The organism is Pseudoalteromonas sp. SR45-4, assembly GCF_014163535.1.
In the GTDB taxonomy this organism is placed as follows: domain Bacteria; phylum Pseudomonadota; class Gammaproteobacteria; order Enterobacterales; family Alteromonadaceae; genus Pseudoalteromonas; species Pseudoalteromonas nigrifaciens.
This window is the reverse complement of the sequence record NZ_JACJDO010000028.1, coordinates 13,357-39,957: the sequence shown is the minus strand read 5'-3', so window position 1 is coordinate 39,957 and position 26,601 is coordinate 13,357. Positions and strand designations below refer to the sequence as shown.

At 39.9% G+C, this 26,601-nt stretch carries 21 protein-coding genes; 12 read left to right on the top strand and 9 right to left on the bottom strand.

What is annotated here, in order from left to right; translation table 11 throughout:
- Positions 1-108: 108 nt before the first annotated feature.
- The 6 genes from mioC to rpmH all read right to left on the bottom strand — a co-directional run bounded on the left by mioC (position 109) and on the right by rpmH (position 5,704).
- Positions 109-558 (bottom strand): FMN-binding protein MioC, encoded by a 450-nt coding sequence (gene mioC / locus H5058_RS12375; RefSeq protein WP_089368916.1) that lies wholly within the window; start codon positions 556-558, stop codon positions 109-111.
- 1,034 nt (positions 559-1,592) lie between these two features.
- Positions 1,593-2,957, bottom strand: coding sequence for a tRNA uridine-5-carboxymethylaminomethyl(34) synthesis GTPase MnmE (gene mnmE, locus H5058_RS12370; RefSeq protein ID WP_086996465.1), 1,365 nt, complete (start codon positions 2,955-2,957; stop codon positions 1,593-1,595).
- A gap of 135 nt (positions 2,958-3,092) precedes the next feature.
- Complete coding sequence (gene yidC / locus H5058_RS12365; RefSeq protein ID WP_011329640.1) at positions 3,093-4,727, bottom strand: membrane protein insertase YidC; 1,635 nt, start codon at positions 4,725-4,727, stop codon at positions 3,093-3,095.
- Between the two features lie 8 nt (positions 4,728-4,735).
- Complete coding sequence (gene yidD / locus H5058_RS12360; RefSeq protein WP_011329641.1) at positions 4,736-5,011, bottom strand: membrane protein insertion efficiency factor YidD; 276 nt, start codon at positions 5,009-5,011, stop codon at positions 4,736-4,738.
- A 128-nt stretch (positions 5,012-5,139) separates the two neighbouring features.
- On the bottom strand, positions 5,140-5,562 hold the full coding sequence (gene rnpA, locus H5058_RS12355) for a ribonuclease P protein component (RefSeq protein ID WP_011329643.1): 423 nt from the start codon (positions 5,560-5,562) through the stop codon (positions 5,140-5,142).
- 7 nt (positions 5,563-5,569) lie between these two features.
- Entirely contained in the window at positions 5,570-5,704 is a 135-nt protein-coding gene (rpmH, locus tag H5058_RS12350) for a 50S ribosomal protein L34 (RefSeq protein ID WP_004335215.1), read from the bottom strand.
- Between the two features lie 517 nt (positions 5,705-6,221).
- Between rpmH and dnaA the strand changes: the two genes are divergently transcribed.
- The 7 genes from dnaA (at position 6,222) to H5058_RS12315 (ending at position 15,933) form a co-directional block, all read left to right on the top strand.
- The gene (dnaA, locus tag H5058_RS12345; protein ID WP_041454303.1) at positions 6,222-7,604 is read left to right on the top strand and encodes a chromosomal replication initiator protein DnaA; all 1,383 of its coding nucleotides are present in this window, start codon (positions 6,222-6,224) and stop codon (positions 7,602-7,604) included.
- A 13-nt stretch (positions 7,605-7,617) separates the two neighbouring features.
- On the top strand, positions 7,618-8,721 hold the full coding sequence (dnaN, locus tag H5058_RS12340) for a DNA polymerase III subunit beta (protein WP_011326734.1): 1,104 nt from the start codon (positions 7,618-7,620) through the stop codon (positions 8,719-8,721).
- 15 nt (positions 8,722-8,736) lie between these two features.
- On the top strand, positions 8,737-9,831 hold the full coding sequence (recF, locus tag H5058_RS12335; protein ID WP_182678449.1) for a DNA replication/repair protein RecF: 1,095 nt from the start codon (positions 8,737-8,739) through the stop codon (positions 9,829-9,831).
- 12 nt (positions 9,832-9,843) lie between these two features.
- Entirely contained in the window at positions 9,844-12,270 is a 2,427-nt protein-coding gene (gene gyrB / locus H5058_RS12330; RefSeq protein ID WP_011326736.1) for a DNA topoisomerase (ATP-hydrolyzing) subunit B, read from the top strand.
- A gap of 140 nt (positions 12,271-12,410) precedes the next feature.
- The gene (gene glyQ, locus H5058_RS12325) at positions 12,411-13,313 is read left to right on the top strand and encodes a glycine--tRNA ligase subunit alpha (protein ID WP_011326737.1); all 903 of its coding nucleotides are present in this window, start codon (positions 12,411-12,413) and stop codon (positions 13,311-13,313) included.
- A 2-nt stretch (positions 13,314-13,315) separates the two neighbouring features.
- Positions 13,316-15,385 carry a glycine--tRNA ligase subunit beta gene (glyS, locus tag H5058_RS12320; RefSeq protein ID WP_182678447.1) on the top strand — a complete coding sequence of 690 codons (2,070 nt, stop codon included), beginning with the start codon at positions 13,316-13,318 and terminating at the stop codon, positions 15,383-15,385.
- A 95-nt stretch (positions 15,386-15,480) separates the two neighbouring features.
- Complete coding sequence (locus tag H5058_RS12315; protein WP_011326739.1) at positions 15,481-15,933, top strand: hypothetical protein; 453 nt, start codon at positions 15,481-15,483, stop codon at positions 15,931-15,933.
- A 47-nt stretch (positions 15,934-15,980) separates the two neighbouring features.
- On the opposite strand, the gene tusA is transcribed toward H5058_RS12315, so the two are convergent.
- From tusA to fadB, 3 genes are all read right to left on the bottom strand, one after another.
- Positions 15,981-16,220: a sulfurtransferase TusA gene (tusA, locus tag H5058_RS12310; RefSeq protein WP_086996459.1), complete on the bottom strand. Its 240-nt coding sequence runs from the start codon at positions 16,218-16,220 to the stop codon at positions 15,981-15,983.
- A gap of 309 nt (positions 16,221-16,529) precedes the next feature.
- Entirely contained in the window at positions 16,530-17,699 is a 1,170-nt protein-coding gene (fadA, locus tag H5058_RS12305; RefSeq protein WP_011326742.1) for an acetyl-CoA C-acyltransferase FadA, read from the bottom strand.
- 4 nt (positions 17,700-17,703) lie between these two features.
- Positions 17,704-19,863, bottom strand: a complete 2,160-nt coding sequence (fadB, locus tag H5058_RS12300; protein ID WP_011326743.1) for a fatty acid oxidation complex subunit alpha FadB — start codon at positions 19,861-19,863, stop codon at positions 17,704-17,706.
- Positions 19,864-20,055: 192 nt separating this feature from the next.
- Here fadB and H5058_RS12295 point away from each other — a divergent pair, with 192 nt between their 5' ends.
- The 5 genes from H5058_RS12295 (at position 20,056) to H5058_RS12275 (ending at position 26,288) form a co-directional block, all read left to right on the top strand.
- On the top strand, positions 20,056-21,942 hold the full coding sequence (locus H5058_RS12295; RefSeq protein WP_182678445.1) for a transglycosylase SLT domain-containing protein: 1,887 nt from the start codon (positions 20,056-20,058) through the stop codon (positions 21,940-21,942).
- A 118-nt stretch (positions 21,943-22,060) separates the two neighbouring features.
- Positions 22,061-23,383 carry a Xaa-Pro dipeptidase gene (gene pepQ / locus H5058_RS12290; protein ID WP_011326745.1) on the top strand — a complete coding sequence of 441 codons (1,323 nt, stop codon included), beginning with the start codon at positions 22,061-22,063 and terminating at the stop codon, positions 23,381-23,383.
- A gap of 78 nt (positions 23,384-23,461) precedes the next feature.
- Entirely contained in the window at positions 23,462-24,076 is a 615-nt protein-coding gene (locus H5058_RS12285) for a YigZ family protein (protein ID WP_041454304.1), read from the top strand.
- Positions 24,077-24,125: 49 nt separating this feature from the next.
- Positions 24,126-25,577, top strand: coding sequence for a TrkH family potassium uptake protein (locus H5058_RS12280; protein ID WP_011326747.1), 1,452 nt, complete (start codon positions 24,126-24,128; stop codon positions 25,575-25,577).
- Between the two features lie 39 nt (positions 25,578-25,616).
- Positions 25,617-26,288 carry a flagellar brake protein gene (locus H5058_RS12275; RefSeq protein WP_089367525.1) on the top strand — a complete coding sequence of 224 codons (672 nt, stop codon included), beginning with the start codon at positions 25,617-25,619 and terminating at the stop codon, positions 26,286-26,288.
- Positions 26,289-26,601 lie beyond the last annotated feature (313 nt).

The window sequence follows — 26,601 nt, the reverse complement described above, 5'->3', positions numbered from 1 at the left end:
ATGGATAAGCATAGCTATAAACGCAGTTTAATCAGTGTTTATCCACAAAAACTATTAAATTATTAGTAAATTGTGGGTAACTTTAATTTGGTTTTTTAGCTTGATCTATTAATTTAAGCCTGTTTTAGCTAGCCAAGAGTCAAGCCAGGCCAGTGCAGTATCCTCTGGTAGCGCTTCATCAAGAATATTAAGCTCTAAGCGTTCGGCTACTCTAAGTGCACCTTTTTGTGCTAATAACTCATCTATATTGCGCCCAGCAAGGTTATAAGTATCGTAACTGGTATCGCCTAAACCAATGACTGAGTATTTTATATTAGATAAATCATCAGCTTGTGTTAAATCGTCAATAAAGCTAATCAGATTTTCAGGGTAATCCCCTGCACCATAAGTGGATGTACATATTAACCAAATAGTATTTTGCTGATCTATATCGTTAAATACAGGCTGTTCATGTAGTTGCGTACTAATACTTTGAGCATTAAGTTGATCAGCTAATTGTTCTGCAACATATTCAGCGGATCCCATTTGGCTGCCAATAATAATATTTACTGCACTCATTAATTTTTGTGATCACATAGCTTTTAATTGCCGCTCATAATAACTGAGTTTGTATAACAGTAAAGTTAAGAGTGCTTTTTTGTATAACTATTTTAGCTGTAATTTTAGCCTTGGTTATTTATAACGACTCAAGTTGTTGATTAAATAGGGTTTAACAAATAATCTTTAAATGTAATCTTCTGATCAAGTTGTTGATAACAGTGGGGAAAGCTCTGTTTAAAGCCACTTTTTTATTTATGATTGATCGCTAAGTTATTGATTTAAAGAATATGAAAATGCTTAAATAGAGCTTATTAAGCAATAATATATACCCTGATCATAATGTGGATAGAATGCCTGTTGATAAGTGCTATTTAGATCATAAAATAAATTTAAATGAGATCAAATAAAGCTGATCTTTTTATTAAATGAGTCAATTAACAGTAAATAGTTAGTTTTAATGGCGGATCTAGGATATTTACTTAGTTAAATACGGAAATTTAAGTCTCTATAAAAGGTAATAAAGGCTAATTGTGGATAACTGATCTGAGATTATTTATTTTTTCAGCGCAGATCATCATTAATTTTAGCTAACTTGGCCGACCAAAAATATAATTCACGCTTACTTGGTGTTGTGTTGCTCTACTCAATTTTATAAATATGCGTAATTTAGAGTCAATAAAAGCCTAAAGTAGGCTCCTATATTGAATGAATTATAAACATATATTGCAGTTCTTAAGCTTAATTAAGGCTATTTTAATAGGAAGTATTACCATAATAGCCACCGTAAAATTGATCCACTGCAGTTAAAATAGCAGTCTGTTTTGTAAAAAACAGACTGCATTAATGCTATAAATTAGCCATTTTATAGCTATTAAAGTGGCATTATTTTTAGTTAAAACGACATTACTCTAACAAATAAAGACTGGCCAGCTCTTATCAGGCATTAATATTAGCGCAATAAAGCTGTTTTTAGGGAGGAAATAGGTAGTGAAAGCAGGGGATTTTGACAATAAAAAAGAGCCTCTAGGGCTCTTTAAAATATATTTGGCAACTTATTTACCAATACAAAACGAGCTAAATATTTTTCCAAGTAGGTCATCTGAGGTGAATTCACCGGTAATTTCGTTTAGATATTGCTGGGTTAAACGCAATTCTTCGGCGAGTATTTCGCCCGCTATATGCATTTCTAACTGAGCTTTACCTGTATCTAAGTGGTACGCTGCATGCTCAAGCGCATCAAGGTGGCGACGACGTGCCATAAAGCCGCCTTCTGTTGCACCATCAAAACCAATACAGGCTTTTAAATGCTCGCGAACCAGCTCAATACCATCGGCATTTTTAGCACTTAAACTGATGACCGGGTATTGCTGATTTTGCTCCATACCAACAACATCGCCCGATAAATCGGCTTTATTTCTAATCACTGTAACCCCTAATCCAACGGGTAATTTAGCCATAAATTCTGGCCAAATTTTATGGGGATCAGTATCAATAGTGTCGGTTCCATCAAGCATAAACAGCACTCGGTCGGCTTGGTTTATTTCATCCCATGCGCGCTCAATACCTATTTGTTCTACTAAATCAGGGCTTTCACGCAGACCTGCTGTGTCTATAATATGCAGTGGCATGCCATCTATATGTATATGTTCACGTAGTACGTCACGTGTAGTGCCGGCAATTTCGGTTACAATAGCGGCTTCGCGCCCAGCAAGGGCATTTAATAAGCTTGATTTACCCGCATTAGGGCGACCGGCAATAACAACCCGCATACCTTCGCGCATTATGCTGCCTTGCTTAGCTTGATCGGTTACCGTATTGAGCTGGGCAATAATGGCATCTAAATCGCCAGAAACTTTACCGTCAGATAAAAAATCGATTTCTTCATCGGGAAAATCAATTGCGGCTTCTACGTACATACGCAAGTGAATTACTTTTTCTACAAGTGTTTCTATGTGCTTAGAAAATTCACCTTGGAGAGACTGTAGGGCACTTTTAGCGGCTTGCTCTGAGGTTGCATTAATTAAATCGGCGATGGCTTCTGCTTGTGTTAAATCAAGCTTGTCATTCATAAATGCACGTTCAGAAAACTCCCCAGGCTTTGCTAAACGAACGCCCTCTATTTTACTAATTTCTTTAAGTAACATATCCAGTACTACAGGACCGCCGTGGCCTTGTAGTTCAAGTACATCTTCACCAGTGAATGAGTTAGGGCCGGCAAAGTAAATGGCAATACCTTGATCAAGTTGCTCGCCAGCAAGGCTTTTAAATGGCACATAATCGGCGTAGCGAACTTTAGGTATTTTACCTACTACTTTTTCGGCAACACTTTTAGCAAGGCTGCCTGAAACGCGAATAATACCAACACCACCACGTCCGGGGGCTGTTGCTTGTGCTGCAATTGTGTCTTGATTGATCATGCTATTAATTTGCCAACAATGAGTAACTTTATGGCGGTATTGTAACCTATGGATTTATTTGTAGCGAATAGCTGTGGTGAAAAACAGGTAATAAAAAAGGCGACCGAAGTCGCCTTTATATAAGTAGGAGCTTAATTAGCCTCTTACTTTAATACCTTTCTTTTCCATGCCGCGGTAGATGATGAGCATCTGGACAATAGAAATAAGGTTAGACACTAACCAGTAAAGAACTAAACCAGATGGGAACCATAAGAAGAACACAGAGAAGATAACCGGCATAAAGGTCATCATTTTTTGCTGCATTGGATCGGTAACCGTCATAGGCTGTAATTTTTGCGTAATAAACATACTGGCGCCAAATAAGATTGGTAACACGTAGTATGGGTCTTTCGCAGAAAGGTCAGTTAGCCAAAAAATAAATTCAGCGTGGCGAAGTTCTGTTGATTCTAAGAACACGTAGAACAAGGCTAAGAAAATAGGCATTTGTAGCAAAATAGGGAAACAGCCACCCATAGGGTTCACTTTTTCTTTTTTGTACATTTCCATTGTGGCTTGGCCGAATTTTTGACGGTCGTCACCAAATTTTTCTTTAAGCGCTGCCATTTTAGGCTGAAGGGCACGCATTTTAGCCATTGAAGTATATTGCGCTTTAGTCAGTGGGTACATTAACGACTTAACGATAATAGTAATGGCAATAATAGCCACACCCCAGTTACCTAAAATACTGTGTAACCACTTTAACAATACAAATAAAGGTTGTGAGATAAACCATAACCAACCGTAATCTACGGTTAAATCTAAATCTGGGTGAATAGCTTCAAGTACATCAGACTCTTTAGGGCCCATATAATAAGTCGCAGTAAGTGTTTGCTCACTACCAGCTTGAATATTAACCGCTTCGTCTTTAACACCAATGATGGCAGCATTACTCTTAGTAATTAAACTATAAAGTGTATTTGACTGATCCTGCATTGGAACCCAAGCACTTACAAAGTAATGTTGAATAAACGCAACATAGCCACCAAGTGTAATTTTATTTAGGTTTTTGTCAGCCATATCTGAAAAACTGTACTTTTCGTACGGGTCATCATCAGTACCGTATGCTGCACCTAAATAGTTTTGATCAACCATGCTGCCTTTGTCTTGTACAGTGCGCTTAACTTGTGTGTAAAGCTGTACTTGAAGTGGCGTGCTAGTGGTGTTGTTAATTGTGTATTCTAAAGCAACATCATATTGACCTTTTTTGAATACATAGGTTTTTGTAAAGTTAACACCATTACTATCAGTAAACTGTAGCGGCACTCTAAGCTCATCACCCGTTAAAGTGTATGACTTTTGCTCTACGTGGTAAGTTGGGCGACCTTGTGCAGAAGCATCAGGACCATTTAAGCCAATTAAACCACTTTGTGAAAAGTATTGTTTACCATCAAACTCACCAAGCAGCATATAAGGTGTTTCACTGCCTTTAGTTTCTTCATATTGAAGTAAGTAAGTTTCAACAATATCACCGCCTCGGGTATCAATTTTAACTTTGAAAACATCTGTTGTAATTTCAATTACAGAGCGTTTTGCTAAAGTTGCTGAGGCAGGTAACGCAGAGTCAGATGAAGTTGGTACATAATCTTCTGATTCTGATGATGTTGGGTTTAATGTTTGTGTGGTGGCACTCGGATCGGCTTTTGGCGTGTTGTAATCAGTATTCCATTCTTGAAATAATAAAAACGACACCAGCATCAGGCCAATGAATAAAAACGTGCGTTGCGATTCCATAACAGCTCTTATTTCTCGTGTTGGTGGTTAATATGGGTTAATTTTTCAGGAACGGGGTCGTTCCCACCTGAATGTAAAGGATGGCATTTTAATATGCGTTTAACTGCTAACCAACTGCCTTTTACTGATCCATGCAAATTAATTGCTTGAATAGCGTAACTAGAGCACGTTGGATTAAAACGACAATGCGGACCTAATAGCGGGCTAATCCACTTTTGATAACCGCGGATAAATAAAACTAAACAATACGTTGGCAAAGCAACAAGTGGTTTAAGTAACCTCATGATATATATGCTCCTACGTAAGTTTAGTAAATAGATACCATGTATTTAAAGACTCAATATGAGATTTCAAATGCATGATTAAAAGGTGAGCTAAAGATACCTTAATTAACCCTGTAATTCTATTGCTATTAGGTCTGTTTATTTGATTTAACTGATTTATTAGGGCGCTTTTTAAAAGGTGGTGGTTTGGGCGCACCCGGTTTGCAGCGCTCATTAATTTTACGCCACAACTTGGTCAGTTGTTTGGTTAATTCTTCATTAGACTGCTCATCAATACCACTTTTAACCATAAGCACAATATCTATATTGTCGATGTTGTGTTTATTTAAACGAAAGCATTCGCGAGCTAAACGTTTAATACGGTTACGTTGACATGCCTTTTTAACTCGTTTTTTAGCAACAGTAAGTCCTAACCGAGGTTGATCTTGGTCATTAGGTTTAGCTAAAAGAGTAAAGAAAGGAGTTGCAGCCCGGGCGGGTTCATTAAATATGCGAGAGTAATGCGAGGGAGTTAACAGACGTAACTCCCTGCCAAAGTTAAAGTCTTCCACTTATAAATTAAGCAGAAAGAACTTTACGGCCTTTAGCGCGGCGACGAGCTAATACTTTACGGCCATTTACAGTTGCCATGCGAGCACGGAAACCGTGAGCACGTTTGCGTTTTAAAACGCTTGGTTGAAAAGTTCTTTTCATAACAATCTCTTCCGATCGGTTAAAGTTAAAACATCCTATGCAGGTCGCGATCCTGGCACAGGTGCCATTGCGAGCGCGAGATATTATAGATGAAGTGTATTAAAGTCAATCATAATTACGCACTACCCTTAGAGTATACCAGCTATTTAATGTAGATCATAAAGAGTGATCTATTAGGATCATCATTAATAAGAAGTTTTCCACAGCCCCTGTATAAAAAGTGAATAAAAGCAGGGGAAAACTAAATTAGATCGCAGATTTGTTTCGCGATCCAGAGCTAATTTTGTTATGATCTATGCTCAGGCTTTAAAATTAAACTTGTATTAAATCATTGTGTTAAGTGTTTTATACCGTGATATCAACAATTTTATAAAAATCAGTCTTTTACTTGTGGATAAAGTGTCTTCATAATAGCCGGTCTTGGGTCGCTTATTGGGCCATTTAAACGCATTACAGAGGTGATTTTTAATCATTAATGATGTGCGGGAATAAAAATTATATCTCTGGGAGTTTGACTGTGTATCTGTCGGTTTGGCAAAGTTGTTTATATGTATTGCAAGATGAATTGCCTTCGCAGCAGTTCAGTATGTGGGTGCGACCACTACAAGCAGAAAGTACCGAAGATACCTTGACGATTTATGCACCTAATCGCTTTGTACTAGATTGGGTAAGAGAAAAATACCTAAATAGAATTAATGAATTATTAGTAGAGATTTGTGGTGTTGAAGCTCCAGAGCTACGTTTTGATGTAGGCAGTAAGCCTTTATTAAATGCACAGCCTGTATCTGTTGCTGGAACGCAATCGGCGCCAACTACACAAGCCAAACAACAATCACGACAACCAAAACCTGTTGTAGAGCCAGCGCCAAAATCTGAATATAAATCGAATATAAAAGAAAATTATACCTTTGACAGTTTTGTTGAAGGTAAATCAAACCAGTTAGCAAAAGCAGCAGCAACACAAGTTGCAGATAATCCAGGTGCCGCTTTTAACCCTGTATTTATATACGGTGGTACAGGTTTAGGTAAAACGCATTTATTGCATGCTGTAGGTAATGGTATTTTGGCTAATAAGCCAGATGCAAAAATAGTTTATATGCATTCAGAGCGCTTTGTACAAGATATGGTAAAAGCACTGCAAAATAACGCGATTGAAGAATTTAAGCGTTACTATCGTAGTGTTGATGCGCTAATGATTGATGACATTCAATTTTTTGCTAACAAAGAGCGCTCACAAGAAGAGTTTTTTCATACCTTTAATGCGTTATTAGAAGGCAATCAGCAAATAATTTTAACCTCTGACCGTTATCCAAAAGAGATAGAAGGCGTTGAAGACAGACTTAAATCGCGTTTTGGTTGGGGTTTAACTATTGCAATTGAGCCTCCTGAGCTTGAAACACGCGTTGCTATATTGATGAAAAAAGCGCAGCAGAGTAAAATTAATTTACCGCACGAAGTCGCCTTTTTTATTGCTAAAAAATTACGATCTAATGTACGCGAACTAGAAGGTGCGCTTAATCGTGTTATTGCCAATGCTAACTTTACCGGTCGTCCTATATCTATCGACTTTGTAAAAGAAGCGCTACGCGATTTACTTGCCTTACAAGATAAGCTAGTTACCATAGATAACATACAGCGCACTGTGGCAGAGTATTACAGAATTCGTATTTCTGATCTGCTGTCTAAACGCCGTAGTCGCTCTATAGCAAGGCCTCGACAAGTTGCTATGGCATTATCTAAAGAGTTAACCAATCACAGTTTACCTGAGATTGGAGACGCCTTTGGTGGCCGCGATCATACAACTGTATTGCATGCGTGTCGTAAGGTTAAATCACTACGTGATGAAAGCCACGAAATTAAAGAAGATTACCAAAATTTAATAAGAACATTGTCATCTTAAGGCTGACTTTATTATGCAAATAACAATATCAAGACAACAGTTTTTAAAGCCATTAGTGCAAGTATCGGGCGCTATTGAGCGTAAGCATACATTGCCAATTTTATCTAACGTATTGTTAGCAGTAGAAAACGGGCAACTTTCAATGACAGGTACCGACCTTGAAATTGAACTCGTTGCAAGCGTGTTTGTAGGTGATGATATTGCCGATACTAAGTTAACATTACCGGCTAAAAAATTACTCGATATTTGTAAAAGCCTACCAGATGGTTCAGACCTAACGTTAAGCTTACAAGAGCATCAGTTATTACTAACCAGCGGTAAAAGTCGTTTTTCGTTAACGACCTTAGCCGCCGAAGACTTTCCTAATTTAGAACAGTGGGATGGCGAAGTTGAGTTTCAACTAACGCGTTTAGAGCTGCGAAAATTACTAGAAAGCACGCATTTTTCGATGGCGAATCAAGACGTACGTTACTATTTAAATGGTATGTCGTTTGAAGTAGACAATACTGACATTAAAACAGTGGCCACTGATGGACATCGCTTAGCTATTGCACAAAAGCAATTAAAGCAATCGCTTAATACGCAGCGTCAGCTAATTATACCTCGTAAAGGGGTGCAAGAAATTATGCGCCTTATGGTAGCCGACGAAGAACTAGTCACTATTCAGTTTGGTGCTAATCATATTCGTATTATCGATATAGAGTTTACCTTTACTAGTAAGTTAGTTGATGGACGCTTTCCTGATTACCGTCGTGTGTTACCTCGTGGTGGCGATAAAGTCATTACTGCTAATCGCGAATGGTTACGTAGTGCGTTTCAGCGAGTCTCTATTTTATCTAACGAAAAGTTTAGAGGTGTGCGTTTAAACTTATCCAATGGTTTGTTAAAAATCACTGCTAATAACCCTGAGCAAGAACAAGCTGAGGAAGTAGTAGAGGTTGGTTACGAAGGCGCCGACCTAGAAATAGGCTTTAACGTTTCTTATGTACTTGATGTATTAAACACATTAAAAACAGAAGATGTACTGTTTACATTGGCCGATTCAAACAGCAGCGCACTAATTGAAGGTGCAGGCGATGAAGAAGCAATGTACGTAGTTATGCCTATGCGTTTATAAGACTATAAGTACCCAATGAGCTTAAGTCATTTGAGCCTCAAATATTTTCGTAATATTGAGGCGCTGACGCTAGAACCAGTTAACGGCGTTAATATAATTTATGGTGAAAACGGCAGCGGAAAAACCAGCCTTTTAGAAGCTATTTATTACCTTTCACACGGCAAATCTTTTAGAACATCAAAGCATAAAAGTATTATTGCGCATCAGCAAGAGCAGTTTGTAATCCATGGCCGCAAAGCTATACACGACTTATCTATTCCTATTGGTATTAGTAAAAACCAAGCGGGCGAAACGAATTTAAAAATTCAAGGTAAGGCGAGCCGAAAAATATCAGAACTTGCACAGCTTATGCCGGTACAAATAATTACTCCAGAGAGTTACTCGTTATTTTTTGGTGGGCCTAAAGAGCGCAGAAAGTTTTTAGATTTAGGTTTGTTCCACGTGGAACATGAGTTTTTCTTTTTATGGCAATCGTTCAATAAAGTGTTAAAACAACGAAATGCGCTACTAAAAAGTAAGCCAAAGAATTATTTTGACCAAATTAAGTTTTGGGACAAAGAATTTGTTAGACTGGCTGAGCAAATAAATAAATTAAGAATGGCGTATATAAGTAGGTTTAAGCAGCAGTTTTTTGATAAAATGTGTGCAGAATTAACGCTAATACGCGATTTAGAAATAAGCTTTAATGCCGGCTGGAAAGAGAGCGAATCTCTTAGCGATGCATTAGAGTTAAACTTTGAGCGAGATGCTCGCCAAGGTTTTACTAGTAAAGGGCCTCATAAGGCTGATTTTAGTTTTAGTGTCGCTGGCAGCAGCGTTGAGAATATTTTCTCTCGTGGACAATTAAAGCTATTACTTTATGCGTTAAAAGTAACGCAAAATAGTTTAATTGAGTCAGAGACAGATAAGCAATCTATATTGCTAATAGATGATTTACCTTCAGAGTTAAGCGAAGATACAAAAGAGAAAGTGGGGCAACTATTAGCTCACTGCAGTTCTCAAATTTTTATATCTTCAATTTTGTCTGAAAGTATTTCTGCTGTGGTGGAACCCATGCAACGAGAACTGCAAATGTTCCACGTGAAACATGGCAACCTAATAACAAGATAAGTGGGATTAACCATGTCTGAGAATTATGACTCGTCGAGTATAAAAGTACTTAAAGGATTAGACGCAGTAAGAAAGCGTCCTGGAATGTATATAGGGGACACCGATGATGGCACGGGCTTACACCATATGGTGTTTGAGGTCGTCGATAACTCTATAGATGAAGCCTTAGCAGGTCATTGTGATGATATTTTTGTAACGATTCACTTAGATGGTTCGGTATCTGTACGAGATAACGGCCGTGGTATCCCAACTTCAATTCATGAAGAAGAAGGTGTATCTGCAGCCGAAGTAATCATGACGGTACTGCATGCCGGTGGTAAGTTTGATGATAACTCTTATAAAGTTTCAGGTGGCTTACACGGTGTTGGTGTATCGGTTGTTAACGCATTATCAGAAAAGCTTAAATTAACAATTCGCCGTGAAGGTAAACTTCATGAGCAAACATACTCTCATGGTGTACCAGATGCGCCATTAGCCGTAATTGGCGACGCAGACACAACTGGTACAGAGTTACGTTTTTGGCCAAGTGATCAAACATTTACTAACTTAGATTTTCATTACGACATTTTAGCTAAGCGCTTACGCGAGCTTTCATTTTTAAACTCTGGCGTAAGCATTATTTTAAATGATGAGCGTGAAGAGAATAAAAGTGATCACTTTAAATACGAAGGCGGTATCAGAGCGTTTGTAGAGTATTTAAATCGTAATAAAACACCTATACATAAAGGTGTATTTCACTTTACACATACGCGTGAAGAAGATGGTATTGTTGTTGAAGTGTCAATGCAGTGGAATGATGCTTATCAAGAAAACATATACTGTTTTACAAATAACATCCCACAACGCGATGGTGGTACTCACTTAGCCGGTTTTAGATCTGCGCTAACACGTACACTTAACAACTATATGGAAAAAGAAGGCTTTAACAAAAAAGCTAAAACAACCAGTAATGCAACGGGTGATGACGCTCGTGAAGGCTTAACTGCTGTTGTAAGTGTTAAAGTACCAGATCCTAAGTTTTCATCACAAACTAAAGACAAGCTAGTTTCGAGCGAAGTTAAGTCTGCGGTTGAACAAGCTATGGCTGAAAAATTCACTGAATTTTTATTAGAACACCCAACAGATGCGAAAATTGTTGTAGGTAAGATAATAGATGCGTCACGTGCGCGTGAAGCTGCACGTAAAGCACGTGAAATGACACGTCGTAAAGGTGCAATGGACTTAGCCGGTTTACCTGGTAAGTTAGCCGATTGCCAAGAAAAAGATCCAGCACAATCAGAACTATACATAGTGGAAGGAGACTCTGCTGGCGGATCAGCCAAGCAGGGACGTAACCGTAAAAACCAAGCTATTCTTCCGCTTAAAGGTAAAATATTAAACGTTGAAAAAGCACGTTTTGATAAAATGCTTTCATCACAAGAAGTAGCAACACTCATTACGGCATTAGGTTGTGGTATTGGTCGTGATGAATATAATCCTGAAAAACTGCGCTATCACCGTATCATTATCATGACGGATGCTGACGTGGATGGTTCGCACATTCGTACCTTATTACTTACGTTCTTTTATCGCCAAATGCCTGAAATTGTTGAGCGCGGATATATTTATATTGCACAACCACCACTTTATAAAGTGAAAAAAGGTAAGCAAGAGCGTTATATTAAAGATGATCCAGCACTAGTTGAATACCTAACAACACTTGCTTTAAATAATGCAACTTTGTACACCAGTACAGATGCAAGCGGTATTGAAGGCGAAGCACTAGAAAAAATTGTTCACGATTATCAAAATACCGTTAAGGTAATTGAGCGTCTAAAACGTAAGTTTCCTAATACTGTAATGAACCGTCTTATTTACCAAAGTGAACTGAAAAAAGAAGATCTTTCAGATGAAGCTAAAGTAATAGCATGGACTAAAGAATTAGTTGATGACTTAATTGATCGTGATGAAGATGCTACTATTTTCCAAGCTGCAACAGAGCACGATACTGAGCGCAATTTATACTACCCAGTAGTGAAAATTCGTCAGCACGGTGTAGATAAAGCGCACGTACTTCATTATGATTTTATAGCTTCACGCGATTATCAGCGCATTGCTGTTACTGGTGTAAACATTGCAAATATCATTACTGAAGGCGCTTATATTCAACGCGGTGAGAAAACACAACCTGTTGATAACTTTGTGGATGCTTTAGAATGGCTAATTGCTGAATCTAAGCGTGGCCTCTATATACAGCGCTATAAAGGGTTGGGCGAAATGAACCCAAGTCAGCTGTGGGAAACTACAATGGATCCCGATGCACGTCGTATGCTACAAGTAACCGTTGAAGATGCAGTAGCTGCCGATCAGTTATTTGCAACGCTAATGGGTGACCAAGTAGAACCTCGTCGCGAGTTTATAGAACAGAACGCGCTACGCGTAGTTAACCTAGACGTATAATTAGTAATACTACTCACAAAAAAGGAGCCAATGGCTCCTTTTTTATTTTTTCAATTGCACAAACTGCTTAAAACCTGCGTGTGCACAAGGTATACTGAGGGTAATTTTCACGCTACTTCTCAGATAGTAAAAAGCCAAATATGCAAAAATATGACGTTAAAACCTTTCAAGGTTTGATCCTGGCTTTACAGGATTATTGGGCGCAGCAAGGCTGCGTTATTATTCAACCACTTGATATGGAAGTGGGCGCTGGGACATTCCACCCGCAAACATTTTTAAAATCGATTGGCCCAGAGCCAATGTCGAGTGCATACGTACAACCGTGTCGACGACCTACCGATGGCCGTTACGGCGAAAACCCAAACCGCTTACAGCATTATTACCAGTTTCAGGTTGTGCTAAAGCCTTCGCCAGATAATATTCAAGAGCTTTATTTAGGCTCTTTAGCGGCCGTAGGCATAGATACCTTAACAGACGAAGTGCGCTTTGTTGAAGACAATTGGGAATCACCTACCTTAGGTGCGTGGGGCCTAGGTTGGGAAATTTGGTTAAACGGCATGGAAGTAACCCAGTTTACCTACTTTCAACAAGTGGGCGGCATTGAGTGCTCACCGGTAACTGGCGAAATCACTTACGGCCTAGAGCGTTTAGCCATGTATATTCAGGGCGTAGACAGTATTTACGACCTAGTTTGGGCTGATGGCCCGCTTGGGCGAGTAACTTACGGCGATGTGTTTCATCAAAATGAAGTAGAACAATCTACTTATAACTTTGAGCACGCCAACGTAGAAGATCTATTTGCTCAGTTTGATAAATGTGAAGCAGAGAGCCAAAAGTTAATTGAAGCAAACTTACCGTTACCGGCTTATGAGCAAGTAATGAAGGCATCGCATGCATTTAACTTATTAGACGCGCGCCACGCAATTTCGGTAACCGAACGCCAACGTTACATACTACGCGTTCGTGCTTTATCAAAAGCGTGTGCACAAAGTTATTATGATAAACGTGAAGCGCTTGGTTTCCCGCTGTGTAAGGATAAGTAGGCATGTCAGCACAAAACTTATTAGTAGAAATTGGCACCGAAGAGTTGCCACCAAAAGCGCTGCGTAAATTAGCAGAAGCATTTGCTGCAAACTTAACTGCAGAACTAGAGACATTAGAATTAGCGCATCAAGGCGTAAGCTGGTATGCATCACCACGTCGTTTAGGCCTTCGCGTAATAGCGCTTGATGCAAAACAACAAGATAAAGAAGTAGAAAAACGCGGCCCAGCAATTAAGGCAGCGTTTGATGCAGATGGCAATCCTACTAAAGCTGCAATGGGTTGGGCACGTGGTTGTGGTATTGAAGTAAAAGATGCGCAAACACTTGAAACCGACAAAGGCGCGTGGTTGCTGCACCTTGCTAAAGTAGCAGGGCAAGAAACTAAAACGCTGATGGTTGACGTTATTAATAAAGCGCTGGCTAAATTACCTATTCCTAAGCCAATGCGTTGGGGCGCGAATAAAACACAATTTATTCGTCCAGTGCATACGGTAACTATTTTATTGGGTGATGAGTTAGTAACAGGTGAAGTGCTGGGTAAGCAGGTAAGTAACCAGCTTCAAGGACATCGCTTTCATCATCCTGAAAAAATTACCATTAACCATGCTGATGATATTTTTGATGTTTTAAAATCAGCCTACGTTATTGCCGATTACGAGCAGCGTAAAGCGCAAATTCGAGCGCAAATAGAAGCTGCAGCAAAAGCAATAAATGCGGTTGTAGCCATGGATGAAGATTTACTTGAAGAAGTAACATCACTGGTAGAATGGCCAGTAACATTAACGGCTACATTTGAAGAAGAGTTTTTGGCAGTACCGGCCGAAGCGCTTATTTACACGATGAAAGACGATCAAAAATACTTTCCGCTTTTAGATCAAAACGGCAAACTTTTAAATAAGTTTTTGTTTGTGTCTAACATAGAAAGTAAAGATCCTAGCGTAGTGATTTCGGGTAACGAAAAAGTAGTGCGTCCTCGATTAGCCGATGCGCAATTCTTTTTTGAAAGCGATAAAAAGAAAACACTAGAAAGCCGTTTAGAATCTCTCGATAGCGTATTGTTCCAAAAACAGTTAGGTACACTTAAAGACAAGTCTGCGCGTATTAGCGAGCTTGCCGGTTATATTGCCCAGCAACTTGGTGCAGATAAAGAGCTAGCACAACGTGCTGGTTTATTGAGTAAAACTGACTTAATGACCGAAATGGTGATGGAATTTACCGACATCCAAGGTGTTATGGGAATGCATTACGCACGTTTTGACGGCGAAGCTGAAGATGTAGCACTAGCGCAGAATGAGCAATATATGCCACGCTTTGCAGGCGACAGCTTACCTACCAACTTAATTAGTTGCGCAGTAGCGATTGCCGATAAGTTTGATACCTTAGTGGGTATCTTTGGCATAGGCCAAGCGCCAAAAGGCGACAAAGACCCATTTGCTTTACGCCGTGCTGCTATTGGCGCATTGCGCATCATGGTAGAAAAAGAGCTACCGCTTGATATTTTAGACCTAGTTGCTAAATCGCAAACCTTGTTTGGCGATAAGCTAACTAATCTTAATGTATCAACCGATGTGTTTGAGTTTATGCTAGCGCGTTTCCGTGCTTGGTATCAAGACGAAGGAATAGAAGTAGATGTGATTCAAGCTGTGCTTGCACGTCGTCCGACTAAACCTGTTGATTTTGATCGCCGTGTTAAAGCCGTAAGCCATTTTCGCACATTAGACGCAGCAGAAGCGCTTGCAGCCGCTAATAAGCGCGTAAGTAATATACTTGCTAAAAATGACATTACCAGCGAAGGTAATGTAGATGAAAGTTTACTAACCGACGACGCTGAAAAAGTACTTGCGGCACAAGTAGCAAAATTTGCTACTGAACTTGCACCACTTTACGCCAGTGGTAATTACCAAGAAGCATTAAGCCAATTGGCTGGTATTCGTCAAAGTGTTGATAGCTTTTTTGATAACGTGATGGTTATGGCCGACGACGAAGCAGTTAAGCAAAATCGTCTGGCGCTTTTAAGTCAGTTAAGCGGATTGTTTTTAGGTATTGCAGACATTTCTGTACTACAAAAATAACATTATTCGATAATGTAAAAAGCCAGCGTTTTGCTGGCTTTTTAGTTTTAATTTTGGTGTATTATTAACCTGCATATATAAAGTAAGGATCTCGAATGAAAAGCCCAATAAAACGTATTTTAACCTTAGCACTTGTTAGTTTTTTAACTGCTTGTTCTACGCAAATAACGCTTGATGATGTATTGCCACAACAAAAATTAGATCGTACCGTGTATTTAAGGGGCGACTTTACCTTATGGGATGCAGAGCCACAGTACCAATTTACCCAAGTAGCGCGATCGCTGTATCAAGCAGAAGTTAAATTTTCAACGCCTGGTAAAGTATACGAATTTAAAATTGCCGATGCCGACTTTAGTGAAGGTTACAACTGTGGCTACAGTGATACTCAGCCAGCAGGGCAAAAACTAACACTAGGCCAACCTGCAGTTGCCGACTGTAATACTATTTATAATTACTTTAGCTATACGCCCGCAATAAAAGGCACCTACATAGTAAGTATTGATTACAGTAATTACGACAAGCCACAAGTGACGATAACGAAGAAGTAGATTTTCTGTAGGTTGGGTGAGTGAAACGAAACCCAACCTACGCCAGTTCAAAGCCCTTTCTTCACCACATATCTATACGGTGCTGCTTCTGCATCTTTAGCCACCAGCGTGTGATCCATAAACGTACAAAAGCTCGGAATGTCGCGAGTTGTTGATGGGTCATCAGCGGTTATTAATAACGTTTCACCATCATTCATTTTACGAATAGCAGCGCGTACCATCATCACTGGCTCTGGGCAGCGAAGGCCTATGGCATCTAATTGGTGATCGGGGTTATTAAAGCTCATAATAAATTTGCCTGTTTAGTTAAAGCGATTGCTGCACATTAGGGTTTTACATTTTATAAGTTGTAGAGTTTAGCGCAATTTAAAGCGTTATTTAACTATTTTACTCATATCTAAGTTACACATCTTATTTAATTAAAGGACTTAATCAATAGAGCGTGGCAATAACAAATAATACACCCGATCACAGTATTCCAGATTTTTTAATCTAACCATATAAAACAACTAAAAATAAACCAATAAAAAAAGGCGAACTGCATAAAATCAGTTCGCCTTTTTAATCACCAAGATGGTTTTACATGTTTAAACTAATTAGTCTTGAACACGTTCAAATACAGTTGCAATGCCTTGGCCTAAACCAATACACATAGTTGCTAAACCGTATCGTACATTTTTATCTTCCATTAAGTGAATAAGCGAGGTGCTAATACGCGAACCCGAACAACCCAGAGGGTGACCAAGTGCGATTGCGCCGCCGTTTAAATTCACTTTTTCGTCAACTACATCCATTAACCCTAAATCTTTCATTACAGGTAATGATTGTGCTGCAAAGGCTTCGTTAAGCTCAACTACGCCTAAGTCATCAATTGTAATACCTGCTTGTGCAAGTGCTTTTTTGCTTGCTGGTACTGGGCCGTAACCCATGATTGATGGATCGCAACCCGCTACTGCCATTGCTTTAATGCGTGCGCGAATTGGTAAGCCAAGTTCTTTTGCTTTTGCTTCGCTCATTACTAACATTGCAGATGCGCCGTCAGAAAGTGCAGAAGAAGTTCCGGCTGTTACCGTACCCGATGCAGGATTAAACACTGGGCGCAGCTTTGATAGGCCTTCTACCGTTGTTTCTGGACGAATTACTTCGTCGTCTTCAACTAAGATAAGAGAACCATCTGCTGCGTGACCTTCCATTGCTAAAATTTCGCGGCGAAAACGTCCCTCAACAGTTGCAGCTTGAGCACGTTGATGTGAGCGGTACGCAAATTCATCTTGCTGCTCACGGCTAATGCCATGCAGTGTTGCTAGGTATTCAGCTGTTAAGCCCATAGAGCCAGCAGCTTGCGCAATGCTTGTTGCTAAACCTGGGTGAAAGTCGTTACCGTGAGTCATAGGTACGTGGCCCATGTGCTCAACACCACCAATTAGGTAAGTGTCGCCAGCGCCAGTCATTATTGCGCGTGCTGCGTCATGCAATGCTTGCATTGACGAGCCACATAAACGGTTAACTGTTACTGCTGGTACGCTATGTGGAATACCGGCAAGTAATGCAGCGTTACGAGCAACGTTAAAGCCTTGCTCCAATGTTTGCTGTACACAACCCCAATAAATATCGTCAATTGATGCTGGATCAACTGCTGGGTTGCGATCGAGTAAGCCTTTCATTAAATGTGCGCTTAAGTCTTCGGCACGTTTATTTTTGAATACGCCACCTTTAGAACGACCCATAGGTGTGCGGATACAATCTACAATTACTGGATTATTCATGATATTAACCTTCCACCTTATAGAAAACACGACCTTCTTCGGCCCATTGACGAGTTTGCTCTGATACTTGATAAATCGCACCTAAGTGAGCATATTTGTCGGCAGTTGCCACAAAGTTAGCTAAACCGGTTTGATCTAAGTAACGGAACGCGCCGCCTCTAAATGGAGGGAAACCAACACCGTAAACAAGTGCCATATCAGCTTCTTGTGGTGATGCAACAATGCCTTCTTGTAAACAAAGTAGTACTTCGTTAAGCATTGGGATCATACAACGGTCAATGATTTCTTGTTTATCGAATGCTTTTTCTGCTTCAGTAATTGGCTTAAGCAGCTCAATTGCAGTTTCGTCATGCGATTTTTTAAGACGACCGCGACGATCTGTTTCGTACTTATAAAAACCAGCTTTGTTCTTTTGGCCAAAACGCTTTTCGTTAGCAAAAATAGTCACTGGGTCTTTATCTGCACGCGCCATGCGCTCAGGGAAACCATCGGCCATTACGCCAGTACAATGAAAAGCGGTATCAATACCTACAACATCAAGTAAGTAAGCCGGACCCATAGGCCAGCCAAATACGTTTTCCATTACTTTATCTACTTTTGCAAAGTTAGCACCTTCAACTACTAATTTGCTAAAACCTGCAAAGTAAGGGAATAAAACACGGTTTACAAAAAAGCCAGGGCAATCGTTAACAACAATAGGAGACTTGCCTAATTTAAGCGCGTAATCAACTACGGCGTTAATGGTTTTATCAGAGGTTTTTGCACCACGGATAATTTCTACTAACGGCATTTTCGGTACTGGGTTAAAAAAGTGCATACCACAGAAGTTTTCTGGTTTATCTAACGCTTCTGCAAGTAAATCAATACAAATAGTTGAAGTGTTTGAGGTAAGTACCGTGCCCTCTGGCATGGTTTTCTCAAGCTCTGCAAGTACTGCTTGCTTAACTTTAGGGTTCTCTACTACGGCTTCAACAATAATATCGGCACTTTGTAGATCAGAATCATTAAGGGTCGGTTTAATTTTGCTTAGCGTACCAAGCATTTTTTCCATCGACATATGGCCACGTTTAACTTTTTGGCCAAGTAACTTAGAGGCTTCGCCCATACCTAAGTCAAGTGCATCCTGTTGGATGTCTTTCATTATAATAGGTGTACCTTTATAAGCAGACTGGTATGCAATACCGCCGCCCATAATGCCAGCACCTAATACTGCAGCTTGTTTAATTTCTACATCGCTTTGTTTAGCAAGTTTACGTGATTTACCTTTAATGTACTGGTCGGCTAGAAATATACCAATTTGCGCGGCAACTTCTGGCGTGCCTGCTAATTTAGCAAAGTTAGCATTTTCGATTGCCATTGCTTCATCACGAGTACAGTTAGCAGCTGCTTTAATGGTTTTTACAGCCATTACAGGTGCAGGATAGTGGCCTTTAGTTTTAGCCATTACCATGCCTTCAGCCATTGCAAAGCTCATGCCTTGCTCAACACGGTTTAATTTAAGTGGTTGTAGCTTTACATTGCGTTTTGCTTGCCAATCGAGCTTGCCAGCAATTGCTAATTCAAGTGTTGATACACTTGACTCTATAAGTTTGTCAGCACTAACTACTGCGTCAAAAGCACCTACTTTAAGGGCATCTGCTGCGCGGTTAGTAGAACCTGAGGTAATCCACATCATGGCGTTATCGGCACCAATAATGCGCGGTAAGCGTACTGTGCCACCAAAACCAGGCATTATGCCAAGGGTTACTTCTGGAAGACCCATTTGTGCAGTTTCGCTTGCTACACGATAATCGGTAGCAAGTACCCACTCACAGCCACCGCCAAGTGCTAAGCCATTTACAGCGCTTAGAGTTGGGAATGGTAAGTCTTCGATAGCGTCAAAAACGTCAGTGGCTTCTTTTATCCAAGTTACTAGTTCTGCTTCAGATCTAGTAAATATAGGTAAAAATTCGAATACGTCGGCACCAATAATAAAGTGTTCTTTATCACTGGTAAAAATCATGCCTTTTATATCAGTATTTGCAGCTAATTGTTTTAATGCTGTTGCGCAATCTGAAAGGGTTTGCTGAGATAGTGTGTTTACAGAAGCTGTAGCACAAAACTTAAACTCGGCGATGTTTTCCTTTATGAAGCTAACTTCAAAGGAATCGCTTTTATATAACATTATTATTCTCCCTAGTTGACGAACTAAGACTGGTACGATGAGTTGCGATTTAATCAGTGTGCTTGCTTTGAATTAAAAATGCAACGAAAAATTTAACTTGGTTACAAAACAGTTGGTTAAAATATAGCTTGTTTGGTGCTATGGTGGAACAAAAGTTTTTGCTTATTATTTTAATTTTATTATGAAGGCATTATGAAAAAATATTTATTAAATGCTATGGCAGCGGTTTTTATTTTCCCTCTTCACTGCGTTGAGGCAAACATCGATAACGATGCATTTTTAGACGCTGAAAAAAAAGTTCGCTATGGTGATTACCAAGACTTTAAAATGGCTATAAGTAATCTTGATCATCCATTAAAGCCTTATGTTGAAAAAGTATATTGGCAACGACATCCCGATATAAAACACCAAGCAGAAATAGAGGATTACCTCACTATTTATCAGCATACGCCGCTAGAGTGGCCAGTGCGTAAAGCATGGTTAAGCTATTTAGAAAAGCATAATAAAAAAGCAGCGTATATTCGCAATTACCGTAAAACTTCTGATACTGAACTGACTTGTACATATTTAGATTATCAACTTGATTTAGGTGCGCCAGAAAAAGCGATATTTAACCAAGTAACTGATTTATGGACGGTAGGCAAGTCGCAACCTAAAGCGTGCGATGGGCTTTTTTCGTTATGGCGTAAAAAAGGCTATATGAGTAAAGAGGCTGTTTGGCAGCGGGTGACTATGGCGGCAGAAGGCGGTACTCAAAGCCTATTACCTTATTTAAAAACATTACTACCCAGTAATGAAGGTTACTTAGCTGATTTATACTTAAAAGTACGCCGCGATCCAAGTGCTGCAGCCGGATTATACAGATACAAAAATAAGTCGGTTAAAGAAGGGCAAATTGCTCTTTATGGTGTAAAGCGTTTAATTTGGCGCGATAAAGAGCTTGCTTTAAAAGCATGGGAAAAGCTAGAGCAAATATTTACTTACAGCGATGCAGCTAAAGCAGATGTGTATTATACCTTTGCACTGTCGCTTGCTTCCAGCGGACATAAACAAGCAAGCTTTTGGCTAAACAAAGTGCCAAAAGATCGCCAAGACAGCAAACTAATTCAGTGGCAACTCGGTAATATGCTTAAAACCCAAGACTGGGAGGGTATTGCAGCCTTTTTTACTGGTAAAGATAACTTAAGTCTTGGCCAGCAATACTGGTTAGCGTACAGCTACGCAAAACGTGGTGAGCAACAAAAAGCAGACGCTATTTGGAAAACAGTAGCAGCTAATCGCGATTATTATGGTTTTTTAGCCGCGGCACGATTAGGGTTACCGGTTGATTTAAATAACCAACCTTTAGTTGTTGATCAGGCGCTTGTTAATAAAGTAAAAAATGCCCCGGGCTACAAGCGTGCGAAAGCTTTTTATGAGCTTAAGCGCTTTACCTCGGCACGTCGCGAATGGAATTACCTAACAAACACTTCGAGTGACGAAGAAAAGTTAGCTGCTTCAATACTCTCCACAGAGCTGGGTTGGCATGACAGCACTATTTTTACACTGGCAAAAATAAAAGCGTGGGATAACGTAGAGCAGCGTTTTCCGTTTGCGTTTCAAGATGTATTTGAGCGCTACAGTAAGCGCAGTAAAATAGACGTGGCGTGGAGTATTGCCATTGCGCGCCGTGAAAGCTCATTTGCCCCCGATGCACGTTCATCAGCAAATGCGCGAGGGTTAATGCAGTTATTGCCCAGTACTGCCGATTACGTAAATAAAGGCAGTGTGTCGAGCCGCCGCTTATATCAACCACAAACAAATATAAGATTAGGTACGCGCTATTTGCAGTATTTAAAAAAGAAAAACCACGGCAATGAAATATTGGCAACGGCTTCATATAACGCAGGGTATCATCGTATTAAACGCTGGTTACCAGATGAAGCTATTCCAGCAGAGCTATGGATTGAATTGATCCCGTATAGAGAAACTCGCGATTATGTTAAAAACGTATTTGCCTACAGGCAGGTTTATCATACGCGTTTACACCGCGAGGGAAATATACTGGCGCCGCTACTCGAAATGAAAATGGGCGGATAATTAATAAAGGTAAGGGGATGCTAATAAGGTTAGATGCTGCCCTTATTTTGAGCGCTTTGGGTATGGATTATGTGTGTGGTAGACTCAAAGCAAGTTAAATACAACAGATGGGTTTATTATGGATAAATTAGCCGTTTTATACGCCGAACATATTGCAACACTGCAACAACGTACTCGTACAATTTGTGAACGTGAAGGGTTAGAGGGATTAGTTATTCACTCGGGCCAAGCTAAGCGTCAGTTTTTAGATGATATGTATTATCCATTTAAAGTTAATCCACACTTTAAAGCTTGGTTACCAGTACTAGACAATCCACATTGCTGGATTGTGGTAAATGGTAGCGACAAGCCTAAACTTATTTTTTATCGTCCGGTTGATTTTTGGCATAAAGTGCCAGATGAGCCGCGCGATTTTTGGGCTGAGTATTTTGACATTGAATTGTTATTACAGCCCGATCAGGTTGAAAAGCTATTGCCCTACGACAAAGCTAACTACGCTTATGTGGGCGAATACTTAGAAGTAGCACAAGCACTAGGCTTTAGTGTTATGAATCCTGAGCCGGTACTAAATTACTTTCATTACCACCGCGCTTATAAAACCCAATATGAGCTTGAATGTTTACGTAACGCCAACCGTATTGCAGTAGATGGCCACAAAGCTGCCCGCGATACCTTTTTTAATGGTGGCAGTGAGTTTGATATTCAGCAAGCTTACTTAATGGCAACTCGCCAAAGTGAAAACGAAATGCCTTATGGCAACATTGTGGCGCTAAATGAAAACTGCGCCATTTTGCACTACACGCACTTTGAGGCAAAAGCACCGCAGCAACACAACTCATTTTTAATAGATGCAGGGGCTAATTTTAATGGCTATGCGGCAGATATTACCCGTACGTATGACTTTAAAAAACAAGGCGAATTTGCAGAGCTAGTGCAAGCAATGACTGCAGCGCAAATAGAGTTAGGTACGGGGTTAAAACCCGGCATGCTTTATGGTGATTTACATGTTGAGTGTCACAATAGAGTTGCACAAATACTTAGCGACTTTGATATTGTTAAGCTACCGGCTGAGGAAATAGTTGAACGTAAAATTACCTCTACCTTCTTCCCACATGGTTTAGGGCATCACCTAGGTTTACAAGTGCACGACATGGGTGGTTTTATGGCTGATGAAATGGGCGCACAACAAGCAGCTCCAGAGGGACATCCATTTTTGCGTTGTACTCGCATAATTGAAAAAAACCAAGTGTTTACTATTGAGCCTGGGCTATACTTTATCGACTCTTTGCTAGGCGATTTAGCACAAACCGATAATAAACAGTTTATTAATTGGCAAAAGGTAGAGTCGTTTAAGCCTTATGGTGGTATTCGTATTGAAGATAACATCATAGTACACGAAGATAGCCTTGAGAATATGACACGAAATTTAGCGCTAGATTAATCACGCGTTAGACTAGCTGTATTATAAAGAGGGGCCTGTTGGCCCCATTTTTTGGTTTATAACTTGGTTCATCAACGAATGTCAGAATATAAATACCCAGCAGCAGATGTTTTTCATCAAGAAGAGATTAAAAAAAGCACCTTTATTGTGCATATTGCACATACCCCAGATTTAAGTTCAGCTAAAGCGTTTATAAAAAGTATTGAAACTAAGTATGCCGATGCACGGCATAATTGCTGGGCTCACGTAGCGGGTAAACCAGGAGGAAGCCATGTGTATGGGTTTTCGGATGATGGTGAGCCAAATGGCACCGCCGGTAAACCCATGTTAAATGTGCTTATGGGCTCAGGGCTTGGTGAAGTTACCGCTGTGGTTACGCGTTATTTTGGTGGTATAAAGCTAGGTACAGGCGGTTTAGTACGTGCTTATGGAGGCACATTAAATAATGCATTAGCTAACTTATCAACGATAAATAAAGTGCCAAGTATTGAGCTAATTGGTAGTAGTGAATACAGTATGCAAGGCGTTATTGAGCAACTATTAAAAACGAAGTATCAAGTGCTTAACATCGATAAGCAATTTACTGCTAATATTGAATGGGTTATTACTATTGATAGCCGCCAAGCGACGCAAGCAATTAAAGATATTTTTGATTTAAGCCACGGCGCGGTTGAGTTAACCATTAAAGAGTAAGACAATATCTTACTCGTTAAACTTACTAATAATAAAAGCGATACGCTAAATGCAATTTCGTACCATTATAAAAATCCTTGGGCAACTTGTTGCACTGTTTAGTATTACCATGGTGCCTCCGGCAATCGTGTCTTTAATTTATAAAGACGGTGGTGGTGTTCCTTTTGTTTTGGCTTTTATTTTTAGTGTCACTATTGGCTTAATGGCTTATTACCCTAACCGCCACGAAGATGGCGATTTAAAAGCGCGGGAAGGGTTTTTAATTGTTGTGTTGTTTTGGTTGGTACTTGGCGCGTTTGCATCCTTACCGCTGATATTTTTACAAGAGCCAAACCTATCACTGGCTGATGCGGTATTTGAAGCGTTTTCGGGGTTAACCACCACCGGAGCAACGGTACTAACCGGTATAGAGTACTTGCCTAAATCGGTATTATTTTATCGCCAACAACTACAGTGGTTTGGCGGTATGGGGATCATTGTATTGGCGGTTGCTATTTTACCTATGCTAGGGGTTGGTGGTATGCAGCTATATCGCGCCGAAATACCAGGGCCAGTAAAAGACTCTAAAATGACCCCGCGAATTGCCGACACCGCAAAGCACCTTTGGTATATATATGTGTCAATTACGCTTGCGTGTACCTTGGCATATTGGATTGCAGGCATGGATTGGTTTGACGCAATAAGCCATGCGTTCTCAACGGTCGCCATTGGTGGGTTTTCTACTTATGATGCCTCTATGGGGCATTTTGATAGCCCAGTAATTAACTTTATTTGTGTGTTCTTTTTAATTATTGCAGCCATTAACTTTTCACTGCATTACGCTGCGGTAGCAAGTAGAAATATCAGTGTTTATATTCGCGACCCTGAGTTTAAAGTGTTTTTATGTATTCAGTTAGCGCTGGTGGTGATTTGCTTTACCGTGCTTTCGTCTCATGAAGTGTATGCCAATGGCGATGAAACACTCGACCAAGCGCTATTTCATGCTGTTTCAATTAGCAGTACGGCAGGATTTGCCACCGATAACTTTTCGGCTTGGCCATTATTTTTACCAATACTGCTTATATTTTCGAGCTTTATAGGTGGCTGTGCGGGCTCTACCGGTGGCGGTATGAAAGTGGTGCGCGTATTCTTACTATACTTACAAGGCGTGCGAGAGCTTAATAGGCTAGTGCATCCTCGGGCTATATATTCTATCAAGTTAGGCAGCAAAGCGTTGCCAGACAAAGTAGTAGAAGCTGTATGGGGGTTTTTCTCAGCGTACGCATTGGTGTTTATAATTATTATGCTAGCGCTGATGGGAACCGGTATGGATAACATTACAGCATTTTCTGCTACTGCAGCGTGTTTAAATAACCTTGGCCCGGGCTTAGGAGATGTTGCATCGCACTATGGGTCTATTAGTGATGGTGCTAAATGGTTGCTTACTATTGCTATGGTATTTGGCCGTTTAGAAATATTTACTTTATTAGTGCTGTTTACGCCTACATTTTGGCGCGGATAATTTAATTGTTAGTTTATAAAGAGTATTAGGGAAAAGGATATGCCAACAACTAACCTAGAAAAGTTACACCAAATAATGTCTGGTGCCATGGTTGATCTTGAAATTTTAACACCAACAGCCAGCAAGCGTGTAAAAACAGAGTTTATAGGTTTGCTCGAAAATCGATTTATTATTTTAAACTATCCGAGCTCAAAGCGCCTGCCTACAGCAAGCGACTACCTGCACGATGGGGTAATGGTGGTAGTAAGAGCACTAATAGAGGGAAGTGGTGGGCAGGTTATCGCTTTTCGTCAGCAAATAATGTCAGTTGCATCTCATCCCGCACGCTTACTTTTTATTAATTACCCAAAGCAAGTGCAGTTATTCGATTTACGCTCGCAAACTCGTATACCTACCTTATTATCGGCCAAGCTAAAACTTAGTGATGACAGGATACTCGACGGGGTAATTAAAGATATTTCGCTAACGGGCGTAAAGTTTGATCTTAAAGACAAAGCCCAGGCCGAAAACATTAAAGGGATGCAATGCTCAATCATCCTCGATAGCAGTAATAAGCAAGTTAAAGACTTTCAGGGAGAAATTTGTAGCGTGAAAGAACACGTTCAAGGTGCTTACTGTGGAATAAAGCTATTAGCCAGCGAAGAAGAAATGAAAAGCTTTATGGGGGATCACTTTATTGACCCTTCAATACTCCAATCAGAAACCGAGTAACTGTACATTTCGCTATTTTGCAACAAAATAGCGATTTATTAAATTTAATTTTAAATAACGCATACCTGCATTGATAAAAATAAAATAATCGATAAAAAACAATTATTTATAAAAATAAAAGCTATTGGTTATTTTCATTTCAAAAATTATTCAGCTGTAACCGAGTTGAATACCCCAGCTAAACAGTCTCCTTACAGTGTGTATTTATAATCTGTGGCGTTTTTTGCTTTTTGTAAGGCATTGAATTTGTTCGAACTTATTGTTTGGGCTTAAAGTGTGTTGCAAAAAGGCAACAAAAATAGACAGTTAATTA

Coding starts and splice junctions, on each gene's coding strand:
- mioC (WP_089368916.1), bottom strand. CDS start 558: ATGAGTGCAGTAAATATTATTATTGGCAGCCAAATGGGATCCGCTGAA.
- mnmE (WP_086996465.1), bottom strand. CDS start 2,957: ATGATCAATCAAGACACAATTGCAGCACAAGCAACAGCCCCCGGACGT.
- yidC (WP_011329640.1), bottom strand. CDS start 4,727: ATGGAATCGCAACGCACGTTTTTATTCATTGGCCTGATGCTGGTGTCG.
- yidD (WP_011329641.1), bottom strand. CDS start 5,011: ATGAGGTTACTTAAACCACTTGTTGCTTTGCCAACGTATTGTTTAGTT.
- rpmH (WP_004335215.1), bottom strand. CDS start 5,704: ATGAAAAGAACTTTTCAACCAAGCGTTTTAAAACGCAAACGTGCTCAC.
- dnaN (WP_011326734.1), top strand. CDS start 7,618: ATGCAAATAACAATATCAAGACAACAGTTTTTAAAGCCATTAGTGCAA.
- recF (WP_182678449.1), top strand. CDS start 8,737: ATGAGCTTAAGTCATTTGAGCCTCAAATATTTTCGTAATATTGAGGCG.
- gyrB (WP_011326736.1), top strand. CDS start 9,844: ATGTCTGAGAATTATGACTCGTCGAGTATAAAAGTACTTAAAGGATTA.
- glyQ (WP_011326737.1), top strand. CDS start 12,411: ATGCAAAAATATGACGTTAAAACCTTTCAAGGTTTGATCCTGGCTTTA.
- glyS (WP_182678447.1), top strand. CDS start 13,316: ATGTCAGCACAAAACTTATTAGTAGAAATTGGCACCGAAGAGTTGCCA.
- H5058_RS12315 (WP_011326739.1), top strand. CDS start 15,481: ATGAAAAGCCCAATAAAACGTATTTTAACCTTAGCACTTGTTAGTTTT.
- tusA (WP_086996459.1), bottom strand. CDS start 16,220: ATGAGCTTTAATAACCCCGATCACCAATTAGATGCCATAGGCCTTCGC.
- fadA (WP_011326742.1), bottom strand. CDS start 17,699: ATGAATAATCCAGTAATTGTAGATTGTATCCGCACACCTATGGGTCGT.
- fadB (WP_011326743.1), bottom strand. CDS start 19,863: ATGTTATATAAAAGCGATTCCTTTGAAGTTAGCTTCATAAAGGAAAAC.
- H5058_RS12295 (WP_182678445.1), top strand. CDS start 20,056: ATGAAAAAATATTTATTAAATGCTATGGCAGCGGTTTTTATTTTCCCT.
- pepQ (WP_011326745.1), top strand. CDS start 22,061: ATGGATAAATTAGCCGTTTTATACGCCGAACATATTGCAACACTGCAA.
- H5058_RS12285 (WP_041454304.1), top strand. CDS start 23,462: ATGTCAGAATATAAATACCCAGCAGCAGATGTTTTTCATCAAGAAGAG.
- H5058_RS12280 (WP_011326747.1), top strand. CDS start 24,126: ATGCAATTTCGTACCATTATAAAAATCCTTGGGCAACTTGTTGCACTG.
- H5058_RS12275 (WP_089367525.1), top strand. CDS start 25,617: ATGCCAACAACTAACCTAGAAAAGTTACACCAAATAATGTCTGGTGCC.